Genomic DNA, 21608 nt, shown 5'->3' with positions numbered 1-21608 from the left:
TTTTGTGTATGAGCCTCAGTCGCTTTATGAGCGCATTCACAATGCATACAGGTCAGCACGATAGAATAAAGGGCACATGCAGATTCGTTTACGACAAAGGAGCTATTGACCATGCCAGTCATTCACACCCACGTTTCCGTTTCCACCACTCCCGAGCAGCGCGAGGCGCTCAAGGCCGCGTACGGTAAGGCCATCACCGCCGTCCCCGGCAAGACCGAGAGCTGGCTGATGTGCCCGTTCGAGGACAACATGCCGATTTACTTTGGCGGCACCGACAGCAAGCCGGCGGCCTACGTCGAGGTCAACGTTATGGGTGAACCCGGCAGCATCGACCGCTCCGTTTGGGAATCGATGTCGAAGCAGATCATGACTGCGCTTAACGACCAGCTCGGCATTCCCGAAGACCGCACCTACATTCGCTATACGGCCACGGGCGACTGGGGCTGGAACGGCGGCAACTTCTAATTGCTCCACCACGACTTAACGTTATAAGCAATAAAAACTAAAAAACGAAAGGCGATAGCCTATCTGATTCCATCAATCGGATTCGGTTATCGCCTTTTTATTATCTTCGATTTTTGAGCGTCATCGTATTTATCGCTTTGAGCGACACGACAATCTCCGCCATACGACAGTTCCGGCAGCCTGGGACCTCAGACGATCTTTGGCATCGGGGTGGTGAGCGAGGTAGTGAGGTTGACCTGCACCACGCCAGCGCCGAGATGCGGCTCGACCTTCTTCAAGGTCACCGTACGTTCGTCGGCCGCGGCAGAATCGTCATCGGTCATCGTGGCCGGGGACTTCACCGCGACGATGGCGAGGTCATCAATGCTCGTACCGACGCCGTTGCACAGCTCGGTCGCTTCGGCAAGCGACTCGGCGAACCCAAACTTGAACAGCACGCGGTCGGCGGGGACGCCATACGCATTTTCGGCAATCCACTTCACGTCTTCGACCAGGCCCATGCCCTTATGGCTGGCGCGGTTGTCGGCGGCTTCAGGGTCAGCGGCATCAGCCGGCGCGTTCGACGCCTCGGCACGAGTGGCATTATTCGCCGAATCCAGCGCTTCTACAAACCCATCAAGCTGCGGGGCCAAGGCCTCACCACCGTCACGGAAGAGGTTGCCGATAATCGGGTTACGGAAGTCCAACGACTTGGCGGTATCGCGCAACGAATCAATCTGATCGTCTTCCCCGTCCCAGAGATTGACCAGCGGGAAGGTAGGAATACCAAGGCTTTCGAGGCGATGAACATGGAACGGATAGCGCCAAGCAAGCTGCGGATCGTCGCGCCAAGTCGACGCACGGGTGACCACCACCGCGGCAGCCGGCCACTCTGCTCCATACTCACGGCAGGCGATATCAAGCCATTTCTGGGCACCGGCGTCGGCACCATATCCAGCTTCAACAACAACCACATCGTGCAGTGCGCAGGCCATTTCGACGGAGACCAGGCTGGGGATGCCCAGCGACACGTTGGCGAACGGGCCACAGTGCACGTAGACCGGTGAGCCGTTGACGGTTTCGGTCTGCGCTGGCTTCACTGCGTCGCCAAGAATGCCGGTGATGCGCCACAAGTCAATGAACTCACCGAAAGTGACGGGGTTGCCGTCCTTGGTGCCAGCGACCATCTTGGAGACACGCTCGGCAATTTCGTCCATGGAATGGGACAGCACGACGATCTGCATCAATTCGCAGGTCGGAGTCAGCACAACGCGCTCGGGCACGTCGCCCTTGCCGCGGTCGACGGCAATCTGACGCAACGAACGCGACGGCACTTCCGAGACGCGCGGCACGAGAATCGTGTCGATACGACCTTCGTCCACGGCCTTCTCGGCAAAGGAAACCAGCAGGTTCTGCGCGTTCTCGATGGCGGCCATTTCACCGCACAGACCCCAATCAATCAGTTCGGGGTGCGAAAGCGAGGACTTGCCGCCGCCAGAAGCGCCGCCCTTGGAACCGGCCGCGGTGATGCCCATGCTCGGCTGACGCAATACAGCGGTCGCGTCGATGCCGCGAGCGCGCAGCGCATCAATCAGCGCGATGGTGGTGGTGGTCTTGCCTTCCCCGCGCGAGGCCTTCAGCGGCGTATCGGCGGTGACCAGCACAACCTTGCCGTGCTTGCGCGGCTCGTCGGCGTGGTTCTTCAGATAATCGAGATATCCGAACGCGTCAATCTTCTTGACCAGTCCGTACTGAACAGTGAATTGATCAATCAGTGCCATGCTGTACCTACTTTCAACGAGCGTGAACATTGCCAGGTCGTGCCTGACGCCAGCTTGAATGCGAACACCAAGGAATTCGCAAATACCCAACCGATGACACCGAGCATGACCCGACCCTACTACCCCAAAGCCTATCAGCACATTGCCACAAGGTACAGCATGGCCAACTTGGTACTATCGCAATTAATCAGCACCAAGTTGGCCAATAAGAAAACAACAAATCAGCTGCTTTAGTTGTCGGAACGGTTGAAGGCGTTGGACATCTGCAGGGACGCGTTGTGCAGCACGATGTTCAACAAATCGTCGGTTTCGGCTTTGATCTGGTCGGCCATCGACTGGTTCGCGGCCTTCAGGATCTCGCGCACTTCCGCGTTGCGGGTGGCGGCGATGATCTGGTCGGGCTCCATGGGCTCGACATCGCCCTCGGGGTTGCCGGCGTTGAGCTCAGCCTGCGCCATCGATTCGGCGCTGGCCTCCTTGTCTCCCCCAAGACGCGCGACCTGCTCGTCGGTAGCGGCGATCATGCGGTGCGCCATGCCACCGGTCTTCTGCTGGTAGCGCTCGATGGCGTTGTAGTTCTCGGCGTAGGTGAAGTTGCACAGCGCCGCGATGATGCGGTTGGCCCAGTAGAAGTTCTCGGAGGTGACGCGCATGGTGGTACCGCTGAAGTATTCCGGGGTCGTTTCAACGTTCGGATAGAACGGCACGAGCGTGTTGAACACGTTGGAACCGTAGGTGATCCACTGGAGCGCACGGCTGGACTGCGGGCGGTACGGGCGGATCTGCACCAGCGAGAGATGGCTCTGGCGGTTGATGCCGATGACGCGGTACATGTGGCGCGTGTGCTCGTCGCCGAGGTGGCCGTACGGGTCGAACTTCGTGCCCTGGAAGTGCGAGCTCAGCACGTACTTGATGTCTTCGATGGTGATCTTACGTTCCGGCTGACGGGCCCACGGAATGTCATCGGATTCCGGGGTGTGGTCGGCCTCAGGGCCATCCCAAACCTCATCGTAAGGATTGAAGAAACGCTGCATGTACCAGGCGCGCGGGGTGTTGTAGACATGGTCCGCGTCGGAATGGGAACCGAAGGCGTCGCGCGGATTGAACGGGGTGGTCGCCTCGACGGCGAGGTCGAGGTGGTTGTCTTCGATGAACTCGGCCAAGTCCGGGGAGCACATGTGCTCATTCTGTTCGCCGAGCGCATCCTCCAGATCGAACTCGTCGATGCCGAGCTGGTTGGGCATGGTGACATACGCCTCGTCAGGCACACGCTTGGCAATCCAATGGTGGCCGCCGACGGTCTCCATCCACCAGATCTCGTTCACGTCGCTGAACGCGATGCCATTCATCTCGTAGGTGCCATACTTCTCCAGGAACGCGCCCAGGCGCTCCACGCCTTCGCGGGCGGTCTTGATATACGGCAGAACAATCGGCAGGAAGTCTTCTTCGCCGACGCCGCCGGCAATTTCGGGCTCATAGCCCGGCTCGCCTTCCTTGCCCTTCGCAGGAACAAACTCGACAAACGGATCGGCACCCAGCACGCGCTCGTTGGTGGTCAGAGTTTCGGTGGCGCTGATGGCGACGTTCGCCTCGTTGACACCGGCCTCGCCCCAGAAGCCTTCGGACTGATCGACGTTGGGGACGGCGGTATATTGCATCGGGTTGTCCGGCAACTCGACTTCGGCGTGGGTCTGCACGCTGCGATAATGCTTCTTCACGTCCTCGGGACGAACCACAATGTAGCGCTTCGGGTCGAACTGGCCGTTCATCGAATCCTCATTGCGGGCGACGATGGTCGAGCCGTCATAACTCGCGTCTTTGCCGACCAAGATGGTGGTGCATGTCATATTGCTTATTCCTCTCCTTGAATTTTCGCAGGATTGCCGATAAAGGTAATTTCGGCATCATCGATCGGGCCACTGTAGGCGAGAATCTTATGGTACAAGTCGTTGAGCCAGAAGCCCTGACGCATCTCCGGCAGCGGATCGACGGTGGCCCAGACGTGCAGTACATAGCCATGAGGCTTGTCGGGCGGAGTCGGGCCGTTATAGCGCATCGTCACCGCAGGATTGTCGGAACCGACGAACTTGCTGGCGGCGCTCGTGCGGCCCTGCACGGCTTCGGGAATCATCGCCGGCAGCGTGCGCGAGAAGTCCGGCGGAATCTGCAGCGCATGGGAATCGTTGAAATCGAACATCAGCGCGTCAATCGGCACATTGGCCGCCGACCAGTGAATCCACTCGAAGCCGCAGACAGGAATCGAATCCGGGTCGGTCAGCTGCCAGTGCAGGTAATGCATGTTGGCCTGCACCTCGTCGATGTAGAATGGGAACGACACAATCGGCGTGCCGTCGACCTTGTATTCTGGTGCCGCAGCCCCGGTGAAATCATCGGGAATGGTCGTAAAATCTGCTGAAATCTTCATATCCCAAGTATCCCTCAAACTTGTGACGAAATACAGGCAAAACATGAAAAATCCCAACCCTCGGCAGGGAGGGGTTGGGATTGGACGACAGCAGGGCCTAACTATCAGGCTTCCGCCGTGGCGGAATCGCTGTCGGTAGCAGCCGGAGCAGCGGCGGCCTTCCTCTTGTCGCGCTGGGTGAGCAGCACGGAAGCGATATAGAAGACCACGACGGCGATGATGACGGCGGCAATCAGCGCTACCTGGCCACCGGCCTTGTTGGCATAACCGAAGATCAGGCCGGCCACACCGAAATCAGCATCGGAGTATGTGGCGCTGCCCAGGCCGACACTGCCGAGCACCGGCAGCAGAAGCAGCGGCAGGAAGCTGATGGCCAGGCCGTTGACGAACGAGCTGGTGATGGCACCACGGATACCGCCCACGCCGTTGCCGATAACGCCTGCGGCCGCACCGGTCATGAAGCAAGCGACGACGCCGGGGATGATGATCGTGGTGTGGCACAGAATCATGATGACCATGCCCACGATGCCGCCGACGAGGCTGCAAAGGAAGCCGATGAGCACGGCGTTGGGAGCAAAGGTGAAGGTGACCGGCACATCGAGCGCCGGCTTGGCGTTCTTCACGAGTTTCTCGCTGATGCCCTTGAATGCGGGGACGATCTCACCCAGCACGACGCGCACGCCGGCGAGGATGATGAACACGCCTGCGGAGAACGTTGCGGCCTGAAGGATGGAGAAGACGATGAAGTTCTGGCCATCGCTCAGCTTGCTCTCGATATAGGTCGGGCCCGCGCGCCAGCGCCACGACCACGTAGATGACGGCCATGGAAAGAGCCACGATGACGGTGGTGTCACGCAGGAAGCCAAGGCCCTTGGGGAACTTGATGTCCTCGGTGGACTTGGAGGGGTGCTTCTTGGAGCGGGTGAGCTTGGCGACCAGGCCGCCGAGGGCGATGCCAGAACCACCGGTGTGGCCAAGAGCAACCTCGTCGGAGCCGGTGACATCGCGCATGAATGGCTGCACCAAGGCAGGCGAGACCGTAACAATCAGGCCTTGGGCGATGGAGCCCCAGAGGATGACACCCCACTCCGGCAGACCGGAGAAGTGGAAGATCACGGCAATCATGGTGGCCATATAGAACGCCACGTGGCCGGAAAGATAGATGTACTTGAAGCGCGAGGTCATCGACAGCAGGATGTTGACGATCATGCCGAAGAAGAAGATCAGCGCGGCTTCAGAGCCGAACTTGACCAGCACGGTGCCGACGACGGCCTCATTGTTCGGCACGACGCCCTGCACGTGGAATGCGTGCTCGAACATATCGCCGAACGGGGTCAGCGCATTGCTGACCACGGATGCACCGGAAGCGAGCACGAGGAAACCGACCAGGGTACGGATGGTGCCCTGCATGATGTCGGTGGCCTTTTTATGCTGCAGCGCCAGGCCGATAAGGAAATCAGCGCGACAATCACCGACGGTTGCCGGAAGATGTCGAGCAAAACGGAAAGAAAACCGTTCATGGTATAACCACTCCTTTGTGATGTTGCATGACAACATCGTTGGTGTTACTGACAGGCAAGACGCGACCTTTTGCGTCCCGCCGCAAGATTCACGGCCTCGGATAGGAAGCCGACAAGAGCTACTTGTTGGGCACCTCCACTCCGTGGCGCTCAAGGGCCGCCGTGACCTTCTTCGTAATCTCGTTCATATCGATGAGACTGTCGAGCACCACGACGTCAGGATTCTTGCCCTGCGCGGCCTCGGCCAGGTCACGACCGACGAACACGGTGTCGGCCGACGCCGGAGTGACCGAAGCGATATCGGTGTGGTCGGTCTCAACACCTTCCACACCAAGCTGCTTCAACGCCTTGTCGATGTTGAGCTGGGTCATGAAACTCGATCCGAGCCCTGTGCTGCATGCCGTGAGAATCTTCATGATTCCACCTTTCCTAAATGTGACATATTGGAAAATCTTTAAATGACCGAAGCGCTTCAACGGCACCGGTCCGAATAGTTACAGCAATATCTTCCTCAGGTCCTCCGCGCCCGTGGCCTCGCCCAATGCCTTGAGCTTGTCGGCATCGGTCAGCAACGTTGCCAGGGCCTGCATGAGTTCGATATGGGTATTGGCATCTTTGGCCGCGAGGCAGAACATCGTGGTAATCGGGTGATTTTCATCATCGGCCAGCAGGAACGGTTTGGCCACATGCAACACCGAAAGCGAAGTGGCATTGACACCGGTCTCCGGCCTAGCATGCGCCATGGCGACCTGGCCGCCCAAATCGATGTAGGTGCCGCCCGGGGAAGCGATGGACTTCTTGATGGCTTCCACATATCCTTCGGTGATCGAACCTGCCTTAAGCAAAGGCGCAGTCACCTCGTCGACCGCTTCACTCCATCCAGCGACTTCGGGGGCGAAAAGAATAGCACCGTCTTTGAAATATTCCTTCAGCATGGCGTTCCTTCCCGACGCGCTTCAGCCTTCATGGCAAAGGTGCGTGTGATGATTCTTCACGCGTTGGGCCACGGCAAAATCCATTCTTTGGATTTTCGGCGCAACGACGCATTACCTTCCACGGTCATGAATCATTTTCTCTAATCACAGAATTATACACACTTAATCCAGCTATGCAAGCCTTGTAAACGATTTCTCAAAATATTGAAAACAACTACGTATCACCATCAATTACAATGGATACAGAAGAAAACGCCTATCCTGCCGACCACGGCACTCTGGAGATCGATCACATGAATGCATCCAAAGACCTCCAACAGACGACCACCAACAATTCAATCGTGGACGTCGCGGTCATGGCCAAGGTCTCCATAGCAACGGTCTCCCGCGTATTGTCCGGCAACCGCAACAAGCATGACGACATCGACAAGCGCGTGCGGCAGGCCGCCGACAAACTGCACTATTCCGTCAATCCTGCAGCCAAGGCGCTGCGCAGCAAAGTCAGCGGTTTCCTGGGCGTCGTGGCGCCCAAACCAATTGATTTTTCGGCTTCTCAGCTGCTTTCCGAACTGGAACCGGCCGCCAAGAAAATGGGAAAAGACGTCATTCTGACGCTGGCCACCGACCAGAAGGAGCTTGACGACAAGGCCAAGTCGCTCATCCAACGCGACATCGATGGCCTCATCGCCATTCCACCTGCAGGATGCCAACTTTCATTGCCGGCAGACGAACCCGCTATGCCAGACATACCTGCGATTCAGCTGCTCGGCCACAATGCCCCGTCACACGTCAGCTGGATCGGGCTCGACATCACGGCAGCCATGCACGAGGCTGTGCAACAACTGGCCGACGTCAACGCCACTTCCATCGCGTTTCTCAGCCGCAGTCTGGATTCCGGAGCGGTGTCCGACGCACTGGTGGAGTTCCAAGCCTCCGACCAAATCACCGGTCTGATTCGAGAACCGGGCTGGACCACGTTCGGCCCTTGCACCATCAACCGCGGCCACGATGACACGTTGCGCCTGTTCAGCGGCAAAGAAAAACGGCCGAACGCCATCATCTGCGGCGACGACCAGATAGCCTTGGGGGCATTGGATGCCCTGAAACAGTTGCATATCAACGTTCCGGACGAAGTAACGGTCATCAGCTTCGGGGACTCTCCCCTCGCCACCATGACCACACCGACCTTGACGTCCATCCGCCCGCCTTACCGAACCATGGTCGATGAAGCGTTGCGCTTGCTCACGATGAACGAAAAGGGCACGCATCATCTTCACCCGCACACCACTTTTCCGCCGGAAGTCATCAGCCACGAATCCACGCCGAAACTTATGCGCCCATAAGACGCTTTTGGACGCTTCACTTCCAAAATCAATCATCTCATCGCTGGCTTCTTTGCAGCAATGATGCCGTGATTTGTACACAGCAAGCCAATCGGATATAAAAAAATCCCAACCCTCGGCAGGGAGGGTTGGGAGAGCGATGCACGTCTGTCAATCTCGATGATCATTGACCATCAACGAAATCAAACGACAGACAACACAACGCAAGTAAAGCGTCGGAAATCCGACCGGCCCGCAAGAACGCCGACCGCATCAGATTCCCGGCTTTTCGGTTCAAGCCTTTGCGGCAGAATCCGCGGCAGCAGCCTTAGCAGCCTTCTTGGCGGCCTTGGCAGCAGCCTTGTCAGCTTCTTCCTGCTTCTTGACGTCAGCAATGAACTCAGCATGCTTGGCACCAGGCAGCCAACCCTTGTTGACCACCTTGACCTGCCAGACGCAGGCGACGGCGAACAAAGCGACAGCGAAGACGATCAGGCTGATAGCACCGGCAACCGGGCCGAGACCAGCGAGCTTGCCGGCAATCGTGCCGTACCAGCAGAAGTCGGTATCGCCGAAGGTGGAGTTGGACAGACCGAAGCTGCCCATGACAGTCATCAGCATTGCCGGGAGGAAGGTGATCAGCAGGCCGTTGATGAAGCCACCAACGATGGCGCCCACACGGCCGCCGGTCGCGTTGCCGAACACACCGGCACCGCCACCATCGAAGAAGTGAGGCACCATGCCGGGCAGAATGAGGGCGACGCCCCAAGCGGGTCCAAGCCAAACGCCGATAAGCACCAGGGCAACGAGACCGCCAGCGAAGGAGGAGAGGAAGCCGATGAGGGAGGCGTTCGGGCCGTAGGGGAAGACGATCGGGATGTCGAGCGCAGGCTTGGCGCCGGGGACGACCTTCTTGGCGATGCCCTGGAAAGCGGGAACGAGCTCGCCCAGGATGATGCGGACGCCGTAGAGGATGATGCTCACGCCGATGCCGAACTGCAGGGCCTGCGCGAACGCAGCCATGAAGAAGGCGCCGTAATCGGTGATGTTGCCCGGGAAGATCTTCTTGACGACGCTCCAAGGCCTCACGATGGCGGCCCAGATGGAGAAGACCAGGTAGAGCACAACCATGAGCAGCGTGGTGGAGACCATGGAATCACGGAGGAAGCTCAGGCCCTTCGGGAAGTTGATGTCCTCAGTGGACTTGGACTTCTTGCCGACCACAGTGCCGACGGCGCCGGAGAGCGCATAGCCGAGGGAACCGAAGTGGCCAACGGAGAGCTGATCGCCACCGGTGACGCGGTTGGTGAACGGCTGGGTGAAGGAAGGCATGACCACCATGATCACACCCATGAGCACGGCGCCAACGATGACGACGAGCCACTGGTTCTTGAAGCCCAAGGAGAGCACCAGGGCCAGCAGCGTGGACATGAACACCATGTGGTGGCCGGTCAGGAAGACGTACTTCAGCGGGGTGAAGCGTGCGAGCAGCAGCATGACGATGAAGCTGAGCACGATGATGTAAGCCGAAGCCGCGCCGAACTGGCTGGATGCCTGAGCGGTGATGACCTCATTGGTCGGCACGACGCCGTGTGCGCCGGTGGCCTTGAAGACCAACTGGCCGAACGGTGCCAGAGCGTCGGTCACGACCGTGGCGCCTGCGCCGAGGATGAGGTAACCCATCGCGGCCTTCAAAGCGCCCGAGACGACCTGGCCTGCACTGCGGTTCAGCGCGATCAGACCAATCGCCGCCACGATACCAATCAGGTACGCAGGGACGTTGAGAATCTGCTGACTGATGAAGTTCAGCACGTCAATAAGAACATTCATTGTTCTTTAGTCCTCTTTCTTATCTGTCTTATTTCTTTAATTGAATGGCACCACCACACACGCCTAGCCGACGCGTCTGATGGATACCGCCGGAGGCCTGTCCTCATTCCCTGACGGGTTTCTCTAGAACCAGGCCGTACCGGCACATGAATCAGTCTGCGTACTTCTCGAGGATGCCCTTGATCTCGTCGGTATCCATGAAGTTCTGAACGGTCTCGACGGGAGTGGTGGTGCCTTCGAGCTCGGGGGCGAGCTGCGGGGAGGTGAGCACCAGGTCGTTCATGTTGGCCGTGCCCTTGGCGCTGCCCGCATCCGAAGTGGTCACCGTGACGTCCATGCCCAAATCGGCCGCGACGTTCTCAACATTGACCTTGAGCAATACGGAAGTTCCGATTCCGTTACCGCAAACGCAAAGAATATCCATGATATTCTCCTTTCAATTTCCATTGACATGTTTCCGCGCCGGCACATGCCGGACACGGTACAACTGACGACAGCGGCAACGAGCAAACTCCGTCCGTTTCCATCCGTCGAAGCGTGATTATTGATTCAGGATGGCCCGGATGTCTTCGGGCGACTTGGCATCGGCCAAGGCCTTGACCTTTTCGGGCTTGGAGAGCGCGCCCGCGATGGCGGACATCACCTTGATGTGCTCGTTCTCGTCATGGCCGGCGAGGCCAATCACGAGGAGACCGGGTCGTTGGCCTTGTTGCCGAACTCGACCGGAGTGGAGAGGCGCACCCAGCTCAGGCCGGTGTGCAGCACCGCCTCGGACGGGCGGGAATGGGCCAGCGCCATGCCGGGGGCGATGACGATGTAGGGGCCCATCTTTTCTACGGTGGCAATCATCTCGTCGGTGTAGGCGTCGGTGGTGAAGCCAGAGGCTACCAGGCCCTTGCCGGCCAGACGAATGGCGTCTTTCCAGTCCTCAGCCGGCACATCCAGCAGGAACGAGGAATCGGGCAGGAAGCCATCGATGTCGCTTGTTGCGTCGTTGTTGGCCACAATCTTTCCTTTCTCATTGCTGTGGGACGGCATTGGCGCCGTCCCACGGTATTTGGTCATATAGTTTGTGGTTTATTCCGCCATAATCGAGTGGTAGAACGCGCCGTGAAGAGCCTGATCGGCCTTCTCCTGCGCTTCTTCCCACGTGGTGTCGGCAAGCTGGGCACGAACGTCATCCAGCGCGACCGGAGTCATCGACAGGGAGTTGACGCCGATGGCAGCAAGCACCACCGCAAGCTCCGGATCGGCGGCGGCCTCGCCGCACACGCCCACCGGCATGCCGTTGGCGTTGCCCGCGTCGGCAATCATCTTGATGGCGCGCAGCACCGCCGGGTGCCATGCTGTCTGATAGTTGGAGACTGAGCCCAGCGTTCGATCGGCGGCAAGAGTGTACTGCGTCAAATCATTGGTGCCGATAGATACGAAATCGGCCACCTTGGAGACCTCTTCGGCCATGAAAGCGATGGAAGGCACTTCGGCCATGATGCCGACCTTCTTCAAACCCTTGGACTTGCCAAGACGCACGAAGTATTCGGCTTCCTGCTCGTCGGTAACCATCGGGACCATAACCCACAAATCGGCGTTGGTCTTGGCATCAGCGGCAGCCAAAGCGTCAAGCTGGTCGGTCAACACCTGCTGATGGACGCGCAACGTGCGCAGGCCACGCAGGCCGAGCGCCGGGTTCGGCTCATCCTCAGGGGTCAGGAACGGCAACGGCTTATCCGCGCCCGCATCAAGCAAGCGAATGACGACCTTCTTGCCCGGGAAACGGCTCAGCAGCTTGGTGTATGCCTCGGTCTGCTCTTCGACGCCGGGCGCCTGCTCGTTGCCGAGGAAGAGGAACTCCGTGCGGAACAGGCCCACGCCTTCCGCGCCATACTCGAGCGCCGGATCGGCATCTTCGGGCTTGCCAACATTGGCCAGCAACGGAATCGGATGGCCGTCCTTGAAGGAACCGGCCTTGCCGCGCAGCTCTTTGGCCTGGGCCACACGGGCCTTGACCTCTTCGGCCTGGGCGACCTGCTCATCGGTCGGGTCGGAGATGACCTCGCTGTGACGGGCATCCACCACCACGGTGTCGCCGTCCTTGAGATTGTCGGCACCGGCAGCCGAGACGACTGCCACGATGCCGCGAGCGCGGGCGAGAATGGCGGTATGGCTGGTCGGACCACCCTGGCTGGTGACGATGGCGAGAACCTTGGTCAGGTCAAGAGCGGCGGTATCGGCAGGCGAAAGATCCTGCGCCACCAAGATGAACGGCTTGTCGCTTTCGGGGATGCCAGGAGCGGGAACGCCCATCAAATCGGCGATGACGCGCTGGCCGACATCATGCAGATCGGCCGCGCGCTCGGCCATGTAGCCACCGATATTGGTCAGGGTCTGCTCGAAACCGGCGAAGCCTTCGAGAACGGCGCGCTCGGCGCTCTGTCCATCATTGATGTGCTGCTTGATCGAATCCGAGAGTGCCGGGTCGGCGGCCATCTGCGCCAAAGCCTCAAGAATGGGAGCTGCCTGCTGGGCGCCCTTGTCACCTTGAGCGGCCTCAGAGGAACGACGCTTCAAATCGGCGTTAACCTTGTCCAGTGAAGCCGTGACACGCTCGATTTCGGATTCTGCACTCTTGGACGCACTGCGAGGCTCCGACGAAGGCTCCGGCAGAGGAGCCGAAAAACGTAGAACCGGGCCTACCGCCGCACCGCGACCAATGCCTGAACCGACAATATGCATTATTCACTCCTTGATCTTTCAATCAATACAGCCAGTTGAATCGTCTACGACCACCTACGGCTGCTGACATCAACTTTGAGTAAAGTTTTCAGTTTGTCTTATTATACACACTTAAATCCGCTTTGCAAAAACGGTAATCGTTTTCTCAATTTTCCGTCAAAAAGATTTCTGAATGCTATACTTTTATCTGTTCAACACCCGTAACGGGCCAGTTCACCAACATCAAAGGAGTGTCTTATGGCAACGGCAACACGCACTACAACCATCACCGATCCGGTCGGTATCCACGCTCGTCCGGCTTCACAGTTCACCCAGGCGGTCGCCGCTTCCGGCTGCACCGTCACCATCGCCAAGGGAGACGGCACACCGGTGAACGCCGGCAGCATCCTCTCGGTCATGGGCCTGGGCATTCAGAAGGGAGACGACGTCACCGTCGCCGTCGAAGGCGACAACGCCGAAAGCGTGGCGGACAGCCTCATCGAAACGCTCACCGAAGCCGAGTGACGACTTTATGCAGTATCGGTAGTCCGGTTCTTCTCGACAAAGAATCGGACTACAATATTATGTTGTTCCTAAGTTTTATTGGATTTTGTTAACCATCGGTCCTGATAAAACCAACCACCACCAAGCTGGAGTACCTCTTATGAAGTCACGGGCCCGCACGAGTCGCTCGGATAGCCCGAATAATTCCATCACCGAGGTGGCGGCACTGGCAGAAGTATCCACAGCCACTGTTTCACGCGTGCTTTCCGGCCGCCGCAACAAAGACGACGACATCGCCCGGCGCGTGCGCGACGCGGCTGAGAAGCTGCATTATTCCGCCAATTCTGCGGCAAGCAGTTTGAGAAGCGACATTACCAACACCTTGGGCGTCGTCATTCCCAGCCCTATCGACGCGTTCAGCGCCCAGTTGCTTTCAAAACTCGAGCCGAAAGCTCGCGAAGACGGCAAATACATATTGGCCAGCATGGGCGAGACGGCCAAAGAACAGGGCGAATGCATCGATTCGCTGATTGCGCGCGGTGTAGACGGACTCATCGTCATTCCGATACCAGGAGCCGACCTTTCGGAAATCATCGCGGACTCGGCCACGGACAAAATACCGATCGTGCAGATTTCTGGGCGCAACACCTCTTCAAAAGTCAATTGGGTCGGCATCGACGGCGTCTCCAGCATGCGCGAAGCCATCACCCACATCACCGACCACAACGGAACTTCGATCATGTTTATGAGCGCCGGCCTGGATAACGACGCCACGGCGGACGCCTTTGTGGCTTTCCAGAATTCCAGTCAGATCACTGGTTATCTGCACGAACCCGAATGGACCACTTTCGGCGAATGCACCATCCAGCGAGGCTATAACGACACGCTCAAGGCTTTTGAAGACGCGGAAGACCGACCCAATGCCATCATTTGCAGTTCCGACGACATCGCTGTCGGCTCGATGATGGCGCTGCAGCAGCTCGGCATTGCGGTTCCCAATGAGGTCAAAATCATCGGTTTCGGCGATTCCCAGCTTGCCGCCGCCTATCACCCGTCGATCACTACGCTGCGGCCACCATACGAATCGATGGCGGAAGAGGCTTTGCGACTGATCAAACTCAAACGCAGCGGCAGGCATCATCTGCCTTCTCATACCGCATTCCCGCCTCAGGTGATTCGCAGGGAATCAACATCATCGCCTCGCATCGGCACCAGCGACATGGCAGATCCGCGCTGAGCGGCAGTGGCTACGCCAGCAACGAGCAGAAAAGGGCTTCGAAGAGGAGGGTCTGATTGCCGTTGCCGTTGAGCCGGCGACGGGCCGTGGATATGGAATCGAGACGCTCAACGGCATCCTGACGGATCAATCGCCCGGCAAGATTGGCAATCGATGAACGGTTTTCGAGATTGATCAGGCCGACCGAACCCTCGGCATTGTTCTGCACGACCGCAACATCACGATAGATGCTGGCGACGGTGTTCAGGTCGCGGTCGAGCACATCACGACTGCGACGGGTCGCCCGACGCTTGATTTCGGTCTTCTTGCCAATCTGGTTGAATGCGCCTCGCAATTTTGGAGGTATCCGGTCCTTTGGCGAGAGACCGTTGACACGTCGGAATTCCGCTTCTTGCTGGGCCGCCTGTTCTTCGACATCGGATTCGGCCTGTGACTTGGCATTGTCGATGAGCCTTCCCGCCAAAAGCACGGCGTCCGAGGCCCGATGGAGGTTCAGCACCCCCGACACCAGCTCGGCCCGGTCGCTCATCACCCGTTCATTGGTGGCATAGAGGCGCGCCACACCGATATGGCCTTCGGCCAGACGAGCTGCTTTTTCAGCAGTATTCGGGTCGATATGATCATGGCTTTGAAGGAACTTTGCTACCGATTGCGTGGACGGCACCGCAAGATTCACGATGCGCGTACGCGAACGAATGGTCGGCAGCACATCCTCCGAGCTCGGAGCGCACAGAAGCCAGATGGTGTGCGGACTCGGCTCCTCTATCTCCTTCAACAGCACATTGGTGGTGCGCTCAAGCATGCGATCGACGTCTTCGATAATGATGATTCGCCAGGGGGCGATGCTTGGTGTCTGTTCCGAAGTCTCGATCAAATCACGGACTTCATCGATACCGATGGTGATTTTATCAGTCGCCAAAATAGTGACATCAGGATAGGAACCGGCCAGAATTTGTTCGCTGGAACGTTCCAACTCATCGCTCAGACCATGGGTCGGGCTTTCCAAAGCAGCCGCGAACGCCCGCGCCACATTGGAACGTCCCGATCCGGGAGGGCCGCAAATCAGCCAAGACTGGGCGATGGCCTTGGGGTCGCCGGACGCGACAGCGCGCAGCCGCGCCACGACCTGGTCTTGGCCGACGATTGAGTCCCATACGCTCATTGTTCCTCCACTGGTTTTCTTCGACTCACCTTATTGCCTGCCACCGATAGGAAGACAGCCTTACAGCCCGCACGACCAATCCGCCAACAGACTCTCGGCATCGCCTCGAATCTGATTCCACACCTCGTCAATCGACTTCGAAGCGTCGATGACCTTAAAACGCGACGGCTCATGCTTGGCCAAATCGAGAAACTCCCGACGCGTGCGCTCTTGGAACCCGTCACCGGCCGATTCCATGCGATCTTCGCTGTGCTCAAGCCGATTGTGCGAAAGCGCGGGATCCATATCAAGCAAGTAGGTACGTTCCGGCAAGAGGTCGTTCGTCGCCCACAGGCTCAGCTTGCGCACTTCTTCCTGCGTCAGCTCACGCCCTCCAGCCTGATACGCCAAGGAAGAATCGATATAACGGTCGGAAATGACCACAGCCCCGCGCGTGAGCGCCGGGCGGATGACTTCGGCGACATGCTGGGCACGATCGGCCGCGAAGAGCAGCGCTTCAGTACGAGGAGCAATATCGCCCCCGTGCAACAGCAACTGCCGCAAGGCCACACCCAATTTCGTGCCGCCCGGCTCGCGGGTGATTACAACCTCGCGCCCCAGCTCTTCGATGTAGCGCTTCAGTCGCTCGACCTGAGTGGTCTTCCCAACCCCGTCAACGCCCTCAAACGAAATAAATACCCCGCTCATAATCCTCAATCCCGCCTACCGACAACTTTCAAATCTATTCCAATTATCTGTTATGGCCATACTTTAAACACGTTAACAACGATAAAAAGGCCGGCAATAGTTCATATTCTATTTATCAAAATGATAATCTTGACCAAACTGATACGACCAGCGATCAATAATCTTTTCATATCGACCTTCGACTGCGTCCTGAATCTTAAGAATCTCATATTCGGGAAGCCCACCTCGATTGTGAGCTAGCGACACATGGCCGTCTTTGGTCAGAATAAACTTGCTGAGGTCTCGTTTCCTTCCTTTACCTACATGCACATGAACGCCATGATGCATATCTTGGGAGCTGAAGAATACCGAATAACCCATCACACGAAATAGTTCAGTCATGTGCATACTTCCGATCTATCGACCGGGCACGCTCAACCATCTCGTAGTTCTGCCGAAAATAACGGTGAACGAAATCCAGACTATCTTTCGGGAAAGTCGACGATAGAATTTTCCCCTCATTGTCGAGCACCGCTTTTCTGCCATACCCAATTTCCGTGATAGTCACTGTATCCGCGTTATATCCCAGCCGAATGCCATCTTCTTCAAGGAAATCATCGCATTCCATCTTGCACCTCCTTTCCTCCTGCAATACCGCCAATTGTAGTGGAAATGCAGGAGGACGCGAGGCGGCGCGGACACGGTTCGGCTGACTCCAAATTCTTTTATTCCTAAACCCTCGTTTGTTGCCGTTCAATGATGAAAGACCAGACATATCGTGCTCCTCTTGCCGCTATAGAAACTTCGCCGATTCCCTCACCGATCGAAATGATGCCCGCCGAATGTCTTGTCCCAACCATTGACAATAACCGTATATCGACGAATTAAAGCATCTTGAATGGCTCTTACCATCTTGGGAGATAATTTCCCTTTGTTATGGGACAACACAACATTGCCATCTTGAGCCAGTACAAACTTCGCCATATCTCTGCTTCGTCCTTGCGAAACATGCACATGTACACCATGCTCACCGTCATGAATATTGAATGAGACTTCATACCCATGGATAAAGAATTTCTCAGTCATCGCCAAACTCCCTATCCACTTCGCGGGAGCCTTGCACTAAGTCATAATTCAGCTTGTAGTAGTTCAACAGAAACGGCATAAAATCTTCCGGAAAATTCGACGAAAGCAAATTGCCTTTGTTGTCGAACACTGCCTTGCGGTCGTAATCCACTTCCGTAATCGTTACAGTATCTTCGGTATAGCCGAGCCTCACGCCGTCCATCTCAAAAAGATCGTCACATTGCATTTTGCACCTCCTTTCCTCCTGCAATACCGGCAATTCTACCGGAAATACAGGAGGACGCGAGGTACCACTGGGACGACGAGACCGGATCGAGACCTTCATATTTGGAGGTCTACGTTTTTCGTTACCCGCCATGGATTGAGTCGCCATATTTGCTCCTCTTGTTTCGCTGAAATCGTCTTTGATTCCATCGAAACATAAAACACAAAATATGCGAAGCAAAACCGACTACTGTGGTCGAACGCTAGGAGTTATCCACATTTGAGGCGTGTCTCAGCTCAACCTCAGCCATTTAGCACTAGCTTGGCTGTATAGACGCGAATCAAGCTCGGCTCAAGCCGTTTATTTTGCCGTCTTGCGCGTTGCAGTCTTCTTGGCAGTGCTTGCTTTGCGGGTCGTGGACTTCTTCGCACTCGTCTTGCGAGTAGCCGTCGTGCGACGGCCGCGACGCTTGGAGGGGCCGGCGGCGCGCTTTTCGGCGAGCAACTGGAAGGCCGTGGCGGGGTCAATGGACTCCGGGGTGTACTGCTTGGGCAGCGTGCGGTTGGTCTCACCATCGGTGATGTAGGCTCCGTAGAAACCATCCTTGATGGTCACGTTCTTGCCGTTCTCCGGGTCGGCACCGAGGTCGCGCAGCGGCGGCTTGGCCGCTCCCCTGCCACGGCCGCGACCGTACTTCGGCTGGGCGAACAGAGCCTTGGCCTTGTCCAAATCGACCGTGAAAATCTCATCCTCGCTACTCAGCGAACGGGTCTCGGACTTGCCGTCCGCGCCCTTCTTCGTGAGGTACGGGCCGTAACGCCCGTTGCTCGCAGTGACAACAGCCTCGCTAGTCTCGCCGGTTTTGGCATCGGTCTCATCGTATTTGCCAACTTCGCGCGGCAGACTCAGCAACTTCAAGGCATCTTCAAGCGTAACCGTGTCAGGGCTCATCGTCTTGAACAGCGACGCCATCTTGGGCTTGGGCGCCGTGGACTTGGCGGTTTTCTTCGCACGAGTCTTGGTGGTCTTGGCAGACTTCGTAGAAGCCTTGCCATCCTTGGTATCAGCAGCGTCGGCAGTAGCAGCAGCCTTCGCTGCCTCTGCCTTGGCTTCGCGCTCAGCTTTCATTTCGGCTTCGGCTTCCGGAGAGACCAGCGCGACATAAGGCCCAAACCGCCCGCTACGAACTTCAACAGTGCCGCCAGTCTCTGGATCTTTGCCCAGCACGCGCGGACCGCCGGCATTGTTCTTGATGAGCTCGTGGCCGGCTTCGACAGTCAGCTCATCAGGAGCCATCGTTTCGGGAATCGAGGCGCGCTTGGGGTTGCCCTCGGCGTCCAGGTTTTTCGTGTCCTCGAGGTAGGGGCCGTAGCGGCCGACGCGTACCTGCAGGCCATCGCCAATCTCAATGGTATTGATGGCGCGAGCATCGATATCACCAAGCTGTGCAACCTGCTGTTGCAGGCCTTCATGGGCCTCATCCTGCGATTTCGCAGCGTCAGAGCCGTCACCGAAGTAGAAGCGGGTGAGCCATTCCTTGCTGGTCTCTTCACCCTGAGCAATCTTGTCGAGCCCGTTTTCCATGTCGGCGGTGAACTGGTAGTCCACATACTTCGGGAAGTTGGTTTCGAGCAGCTTGGTCACTGCGAACGCCAGCCAAGAAGGAATCAGCGCACGGCCGCGTTCGTAGACGTAGCCACGGTCAATAATCGTCGAAATGATGCTGGCATAAGTCGACGGACGGCCGATTTCCTTAGCCTCGAGCGTCTTGACCAACGACGCTTCGGTGTAGCGGGCCGGAGGCTGGGTCTCGTGGCCGTCGGCGGTAACCGACGTGGCATTGAGTACCTCGCCAGTTTTCATGGGCGGCAATGCTTCGTTGTCTTCAGACTTACCGGATTTCTCAGACGCCTTGGCACCCTTCGCTTTTGCAACAGCGGACGAACCAGCTGCAGACGGCGAAGAGGAATGACGCGGCCAGCCGGAAGCCTTGAGGAAGCCAGGAAACTCGATGACGGTACCGGAAGCCTGGAAGATGGCTTCTCCCCGATTGCCCGCAGGCGCAGAAAGACGCACGGTGGCGGTGAAACCAGTGGCATCGGCCATCTGCGAAAGCAAGCGTACGCTGCCAAATCAGAGTGTAGAGTTTCAACTGATCCGACGGCACCTTGGTGGCCAGTTCAGCCGGGTCATGGAATTTCGAGCCGGCAGGACGAATGCATTCGTGCGCTTCCTGCGCGCCTGCAGTCTTGGTGGCGTACTGCTTGGGCTTGTCAGAAAGGTATTCCTTGCCGAAATTCTTCGTAACGGATTCACGGGCTGCTTCGATAGCCTCGTGCGAAAGCGTTACCGAATCGGTACGCATGTAAGTGATAAAGCCGTTTTCATAGAGCCCCTGGGCAGCACGCATGGTCTGGCGCGAACTCATCGAGAGCCGGTTGCCGGCGGCCTGCTGCATGGTCGAGGTGGTGAACGGCGGCACCGGACGGCGGTGGTATGGCTTGGATTCCATGGATACCACGGTGAACGGCGCATGTTCCAGCGATTCCGCAATCGCCTTGGTCTGTGCCTCGTCAAGCTGACAAACGTTGTCTTTCTGTGCAGCAGCGGTCAACGCACCAGTAGAGGTGAAGTCGCGCGAAGTCGCCAGACGCGATCCGCCCAACGAAACCATGCGGGACTCGAAATCAACGTTCTCGCCCTGCGCATCAGGCGCGGAAAGCTCGGCGATGACATCCCAGTACGGCGAGCGCACGAACGCCATGCGCTCCCGCTCGCGCTCAACAATCAGACGGGTGGCAACAGACTGCACACGGCCCGCCGAAAGCCCCGGACCGACCTTGCGCCAAAGCACTGGCGAAAGCTCATAGCCGTAGAGTCTGTCGAGCACGCGGCGCGTCTCCTGGGCATCAACCATGTTGGCATCCACATCGCGAGTCTTGCCGACGGCAGCCTTGATGGCAGACGGCGTGATCTCGTGGAACACCATGCGGTGCACCGGCACCTTGGGCTTGAGCGTCTGCACCAAGTGCCACGCAATGGCCTCGCCTTCGCGATCCTCATCAGTCGCGAGATAAAGTTCGCTGGCGTCCTTCAAAGCGCTTTTGAGCTGCGCAACGGTTTTCTTCTTCTCGGGACCGACGATGTAGTACGGTTCGAAGCCATCGTCGACATCCACGCCGAAGCGCCCGAACTTCGCCTTCTTGGAAGCGGGCACCTGGCTCGGTTGCGCCAAATCGCGAATATGGCCGACGGAAGCCATGACCGTGTAGTCCTTGCCGAGGTACCCACCAATCTTCTTGGCCTTGGTCGGAGATTCCACGATGACAAGTTTCTTACCAGCCGCCATAACCGCTCCTTCACGTCTTGAGGTTACGTTTGCCATATTACCCACAGCATACAGCGAACCATCAGTGTAGCGTGTGGCGCAACATAATAATAAGGACTATCATATTGTGCCGAACATTTGTGCTATCACGCTATACCATGGCGTGAACCCATCCGACGCACAATGGCCGACAACAACAGCCGGCACCCAAGAGCGAAGGAGCGCCTGGCAGCACTGCCACATTGCCGCCCATTACGATCAGACGGAATTGGAATCTTGTCTGGCGATCCACCACGAACGCCGTTACAATATCTATCGCAAACGCCAAATCAACCATGGAAAACCGAAGAATTATCACAGTGACGAAACCAACGACAAGCGACAACAACCAGCCCGGCCAAGCGACAGACAGCCACCAAGCGCATAACGAGACGACGTCTTACGACCAAAA

18 protein-coding genes and 3 pseudogenes are annotated in these 21608 nt (G+C 57.6%); 4 read left to right on the top strand and 17 right to left on the bottom strand.

Annotation, left to right across the window (positions count from 1 at the left end; translation table 11 throughout):
- The first annotated feature begins 111 nt into the window (after positions 1 to 111).
- Entirely contained in the window at positions 112 to 465 is a 354-nt protein-coding gene (locus tag OZX57_RS01060) for a phenylpyruvate tautomerase MIF-related protein (RefSeq protein ID WP_277162364.1), read from the top strand.
- 188 nt (positions 466 to 653) lie between these two features.
- Here OZX57_RS01060 and OZX57_RS01055 read toward each other — a convergent pair whose 3' ends face one another.
- From OZX57_RS01055 to OZX57_RS01030, 6 genes and pseudogenes are all read right to left on the bottom strand, one after another.
- A complete protein-coding gene (locus OZX57_RS01055) occupies positions 654 to 2225 on the bottom strand; it encodes a formate--tetrahydrofolate ligase (RefSeq protein WP_277162363.1) in 1572 nt (523 codons plus the stop codon).
- Positions 2226 to 2455: 230 nt separating this feature from the next.
- Positions 2456 to 4072 (bottom strand): C69 family dipeptidase, encoded by a 1617-nt coding sequence (locus OZX57_RS01050; RefSeq protein WP_277162362.1) that lies wholly within the window; start codon positions 4070 to 4072, stop codon positions 2456 to 2458.
- Positions 4073 to 4077: 5 nt separating this feature from the next.
- Complete coding sequence (locus tag OZX57_RS01045) at positions 4078 to 4650, bottom strand: YbhB/YbcL family Raf kinase inhibitor-like protein (RefSeq protein ID WP_277162361.1); 573 nt, start codon at positions 4648 to 4650, stop codon at positions 4078 to 4080.
- Between the two features lie 104 nt (positions 4651 to 4754).
- Positions 4755 to 6170: pseudogene (locus OZX57_RS01040) on the bottom strand (PTS ascorbate transporter subunit IIC).
- 119 nt (positions 6171 to 6289) lie between these two features.
- A complete protein-coding gene (locus tag OZX57_RS01035) occupies positions 6290 to 6586 on the bottom strand; it encodes a PTS sugar transporter subunit IIB (RefSeq protein WP_277162360.1) in 297 nt (98 codons plus the stop codon).
- A gap of 78 nt (positions 6587 to 6664) precedes the next feature.
- Positions 6665 to 7105, bottom strand: a complete 441-nt coding sequence (locus tag OZX57_RS01030; protein WP_277162359.1) for a PTS sugar transporter subunit IIA — start codon at positions 7103 to 7105, stop codon at positions 6665 to 6667.
- 236 nt (positions 7106 to 7341) lie between these two features.
- Between OZX57_RS01030 and OZX57_RS01025 the strand changes: the two genes are divergently transcribed.
- Positions 7342 to 8448, top strand: coding sequence for a LacI family DNA-binding transcriptional regulator (locus OZX57_RS01025; protein ID WP_277162358.1), 1107 nt, complete (start codon positions 7342 to 7344; stop codon positions 8446 to 8448).
- 273 nt (positions 8449 to 8721) lie between these two features.
- On the opposite strand, the gene OZX57_RS01020 is transcribed toward OZX57_RS01025, so the two are convergent.
- The 4 genes and pseudogenes from OZX57_RS01020 to ptsP all read right to left on the bottom strand — a co-directional run bounded on the left by OZX57_RS01020 (position 8722) and on the right by ptsP (position 12990).
- Entirely contained in the window at positions 8722 to 10257 is a 1536-nt protein-coding gene (locus OZX57_RS01020) for a PTS ascorbate transporter subunit IIC (RefSeq protein WP_277162357.1), read from the bottom strand.
- 151 nt (positions 10258 to 10408) lie between these two features.
- Complete coding sequence (locus OZX57_RS01015; RefSeq protein ID WP_277149312.1) at positions 10409 to 10681, bottom strand: PTS sugar transporter subunit IIB; 273 nt, start codon at positions 10679 to 10681, stop codon at positions 10409 to 10411.
- Positions 10682 to 10798: 117 nt separating this feature from the next.
- Positions 10799 to 11295: pseudogene (locus tag OZX57_RS01010) on the bottom strand (PTS sugar transporter subunit IIA).
- 39 nt (positions 11296 to 11334) lie between these two features.
- Complete coding sequence (gene ptsP, locus OZX57_RS01005; RefSeq protein ID WP_277162356.1) at positions 11335 to 12990, bottom strand: phosphoenolpyruvate--protein phosphotransferase; 1656 nt, start codon at positions 12988 to 12990, stop codon at positions 11335 to 11337.
- A 237-nt stretch (positions 12991 to 13227) separates the two neighbouring features.
- Here ptsP and OZX57_RS01000 point away from each other — a divergent pair, with 237 nt between their 5' ends.
- Positions 13228 to 13494, top strand: a complete 267-nt coding sequence (locus OZX57_RS01000) for an HPr family phosphocarrier protein (protein WP_277162355.1) — start codon at positions 13228 to 13230, stop codon at positions 13492 to 13494.
- Positions 13495 to 13633: 139 nt separating this feature from the next.
- Complete coding sequence (locus tag OZX57_RS00995; RefSeq protein ID WP_277162354.1) at positions 13634 to 14710, top strand: LacI family DNA-binding transcriptional regulator; 1077 nt, start codon at positions 13634 to 13636, stop codon at positions 14708 to 14710.
- A gap of 10 nt (positions 14711 to 14720) precedes the next feature.
- Here OZX57_RS00995 and OZX57_RS00990 read toward each other — a convergent pair whose 3' ends face one another.
- From OZX57_RS00990 to topA, 7 genes and pseudogenes are all read right to left on the bottom strand, one after another.
- On the bottom strand, positions 14721 to 15872 hold the full coding sequence (locus OZX57_RS00990; RefSeq protein ID WP_277162353.1) for a DNA polymerase III subunit delta': 1152 nt from the start codon (positions 15870 to 15872) through the stop codon (positions 14721 to 14723).
- A 60-nt stretch (positions 15873 to 15932) separates the two neighbouring features.
- Positions 15933 to 16559, bottom strand: a complete 627-nt coding sequence (gene tmk, locus OZX57_RS00985; protein WP_277162352.1) for a dTMP kinase — start codon at positions 16557 to 16559, stop codon at positions 15933 to 15935.
- A gap of 108 nt (positions 16560 to 16667) precedes the next feature.
- On the bottom strand, positions 16668 to 16940 hold the full coding sequence (locus OZX57_RS00980) for a DUF4160 domain-containing protein (protein ID WP_277162351.1): 273 nt from the start codon (positions 16938 to 16940) through the stop codon (positions 16668 to 16670).
- Positions 16933 to 17313: a hypothetical protein gene (locus OZX57_RS00975; protein ID WP_277162350.1), complete on the bottom strand. Its 381-nt coding sequence runs from the start codon at positions 17311 to 17313 to the stop codon at positions 16933 to 16935. Before OZX57_RS00975 ends, OZX57_RS00980 begins: the two co-directional genes overlap by 8 nt.
- A gap of 41 nt (positions 17314 to 17354) precedes the next feature.
- On the bottom strand, positions 17355 to 17624 hold the full coding sequence (locus OZX57_RS00970; RefSeq protein WP_277162349.1) for a DUF4160 domain-containing protein: 270 nt from the start codon (positions 17622 to 17624) through the stop codon (positions 17355 to 17357).
- The gene (locus OZX57_RS00965) at positions 17617 to 17997 is read right to left on the bottom strand and encodes a hypothetical protein (protein WP_277162348.1); all 381 of its coding nucleotides are present in this window, start codon (positions 17995 to 17997) and stop codon (positions 17617 to 17619) included. Before OZX57_RS00965 ends, OZX57_RS00970 begins: the two co-directional genes overlap by 8 nt.
- A 192-nt stretch (positions 17998 to 18189) precedes the next feature.
- Positions 18190 to 21178: pseudogene (gene topA / locus OZX57_RS00960) on the bottom strand (type I DNA topoisomerase).
- Positions 21179 to 21608: the final 430 nt, after the last annotated feature.

The sequence above is a fragment of the Bifidobacterium sp. ESL0682 genome (assembly GCF_029392815.1).
Lineage (GTDB): Bacteria > Actinomycetota > Actinomycetes > Actinomycetales > Bifidobacteriaceae > Bifidobacterium.
Note: the sequence above shows the minus strand (reverse complement) of the source record. Positions and strands in the feature narration are given on the sequence as shown.

Excerpts from the sequence above, each read along its gene's own strand:
- OZX57_RS00970 (WP_277162349.1), bottom strand. The coding sequence starts at position 17,624 with ATGACTGAGAAATTCTTTATCCATGGGTATGAAGTCTCATTCAATATT.
- OZX57_RS00975 (WP_277162350.1), bottom strand. The coding sequence starts at position 17,313 with ATGTCTGGTCTTTCATCATTGAACGGCAACAAACGAGGGTTTAGGAAT.
- OZX57_RS01050 (WP_277162362.1), bottom strand. The coding sequence starts at position 4,072 with ATGACATGCACCACCATCTTGGTCGGCAAAGACGCGAGTTATGACGGC.
- OZX57_RS00965 (WP_277162348.1), bottom strand. The coding sequence starts at position 17,997 with ATGGCGACTCAATCCATGGCGGGTAACGAAAAACGTAGACCTCCAAAT.
- OZX57_RS01015 (WP_277149312.1), bottom strand. The coding sequence starts at position 10,681 with ATGGATATTCTTTGCGTTTGCGGTAACGGAATCGGAACTTCCGTATTG.
- OZX57_RS01055 (WP_277162363.1), bottom strand. The coding sequence starts at position 2,225 with ATGGCACTGATTGATCAATTCACTGTTCAGTACGGACTGGTCAAGAAG.
- OZX57_RS00995 (WP_277162354.1), top strand. The coding sequence starts at position 13,634 with ATGAAGTCACGGGCCCGCACGAGTCGCTCGGATAGCCCGAATAATTCC.
- OZX57_RS01025 (WP_277162358.1), top strand. The coding sequence starts at position 7,342 with ATGGATACAGAAGAAAACGCCTATCCTGCCGACCACGGCACTCTGGAG.
- tmk (WP_277162352.1), bottom strand. The coding sequence starts at position 16,559 with ATGAGCGGGGTATTTATTTCGTTTGAGGGCGTTGACGGGGTTGGGAAG.
- OZX57_RS00980 (WP_277162351.1), bottom strand. The coding sequence starts at position 16,940 with ATGACTGAACTATTTCGTGTGATGGGTTATTCGGTATTCTTCAGCTCC.
- OZX57_RS01030 (WP_277162359.1), bottom strand. The coding sequence starts at position 7,105 with ATGCTGAAGGAATATTTCAAAGACGGTGCTATTCTTTTCGCCCCCGAA.
- OZX57_RS01000 (WP_277162355.1), top strand. The coding sequence starts at position 13,228 with ATGGCAACGGCAACACGCACTACAACCATCACCGATCCGGTCGGTATC.
- OZX57_RS01060 (WP_277162364.1), top strand. The coding sequence starts at position 112 with ATGCCAGTCATTCACACCCACGTTTCCGTTTCCACCACTCCCGAGCAG.
- ptsP (WP_277162356.1), bottom strand. The coding sequence starts at position 12,990 with ATGCATATTGTCGGTTCAGGCATTGGTCGCGGTGCGGCGGTAGGCCCG.
- OZX57_RS01045 (WP_277162361.1), bottom strand. The coding sequence starts at position 4,650 with ATGAAGATTTCAGCAGATTTTACGACCATTCCCGATGATTTCACCGGG.
- OZX57_RS01035 (WP_277162360.1), bottom strand. The coding sequence starts at position 6,586 with ATGAAGATTCTCACGGCATGCAGCACAGGGCTCGGATCGAGTTTCATG.
- OZX57_RS00990 (WP_277162353.1), bottom strand. The coding sequence starts at position 15,872 with ATGAGCGTATGGGACTCAATCGTCGGCCAAGACCAGGTCGTGGCGCGG.
- OZX57_RS01020 (WP_277162357.1), bottom strand. The coding sequence starts at position 10,257 with ATGAATGTTCTTATTGACGTGCTGAACTTCATCAGTCAGCAGATTCTC.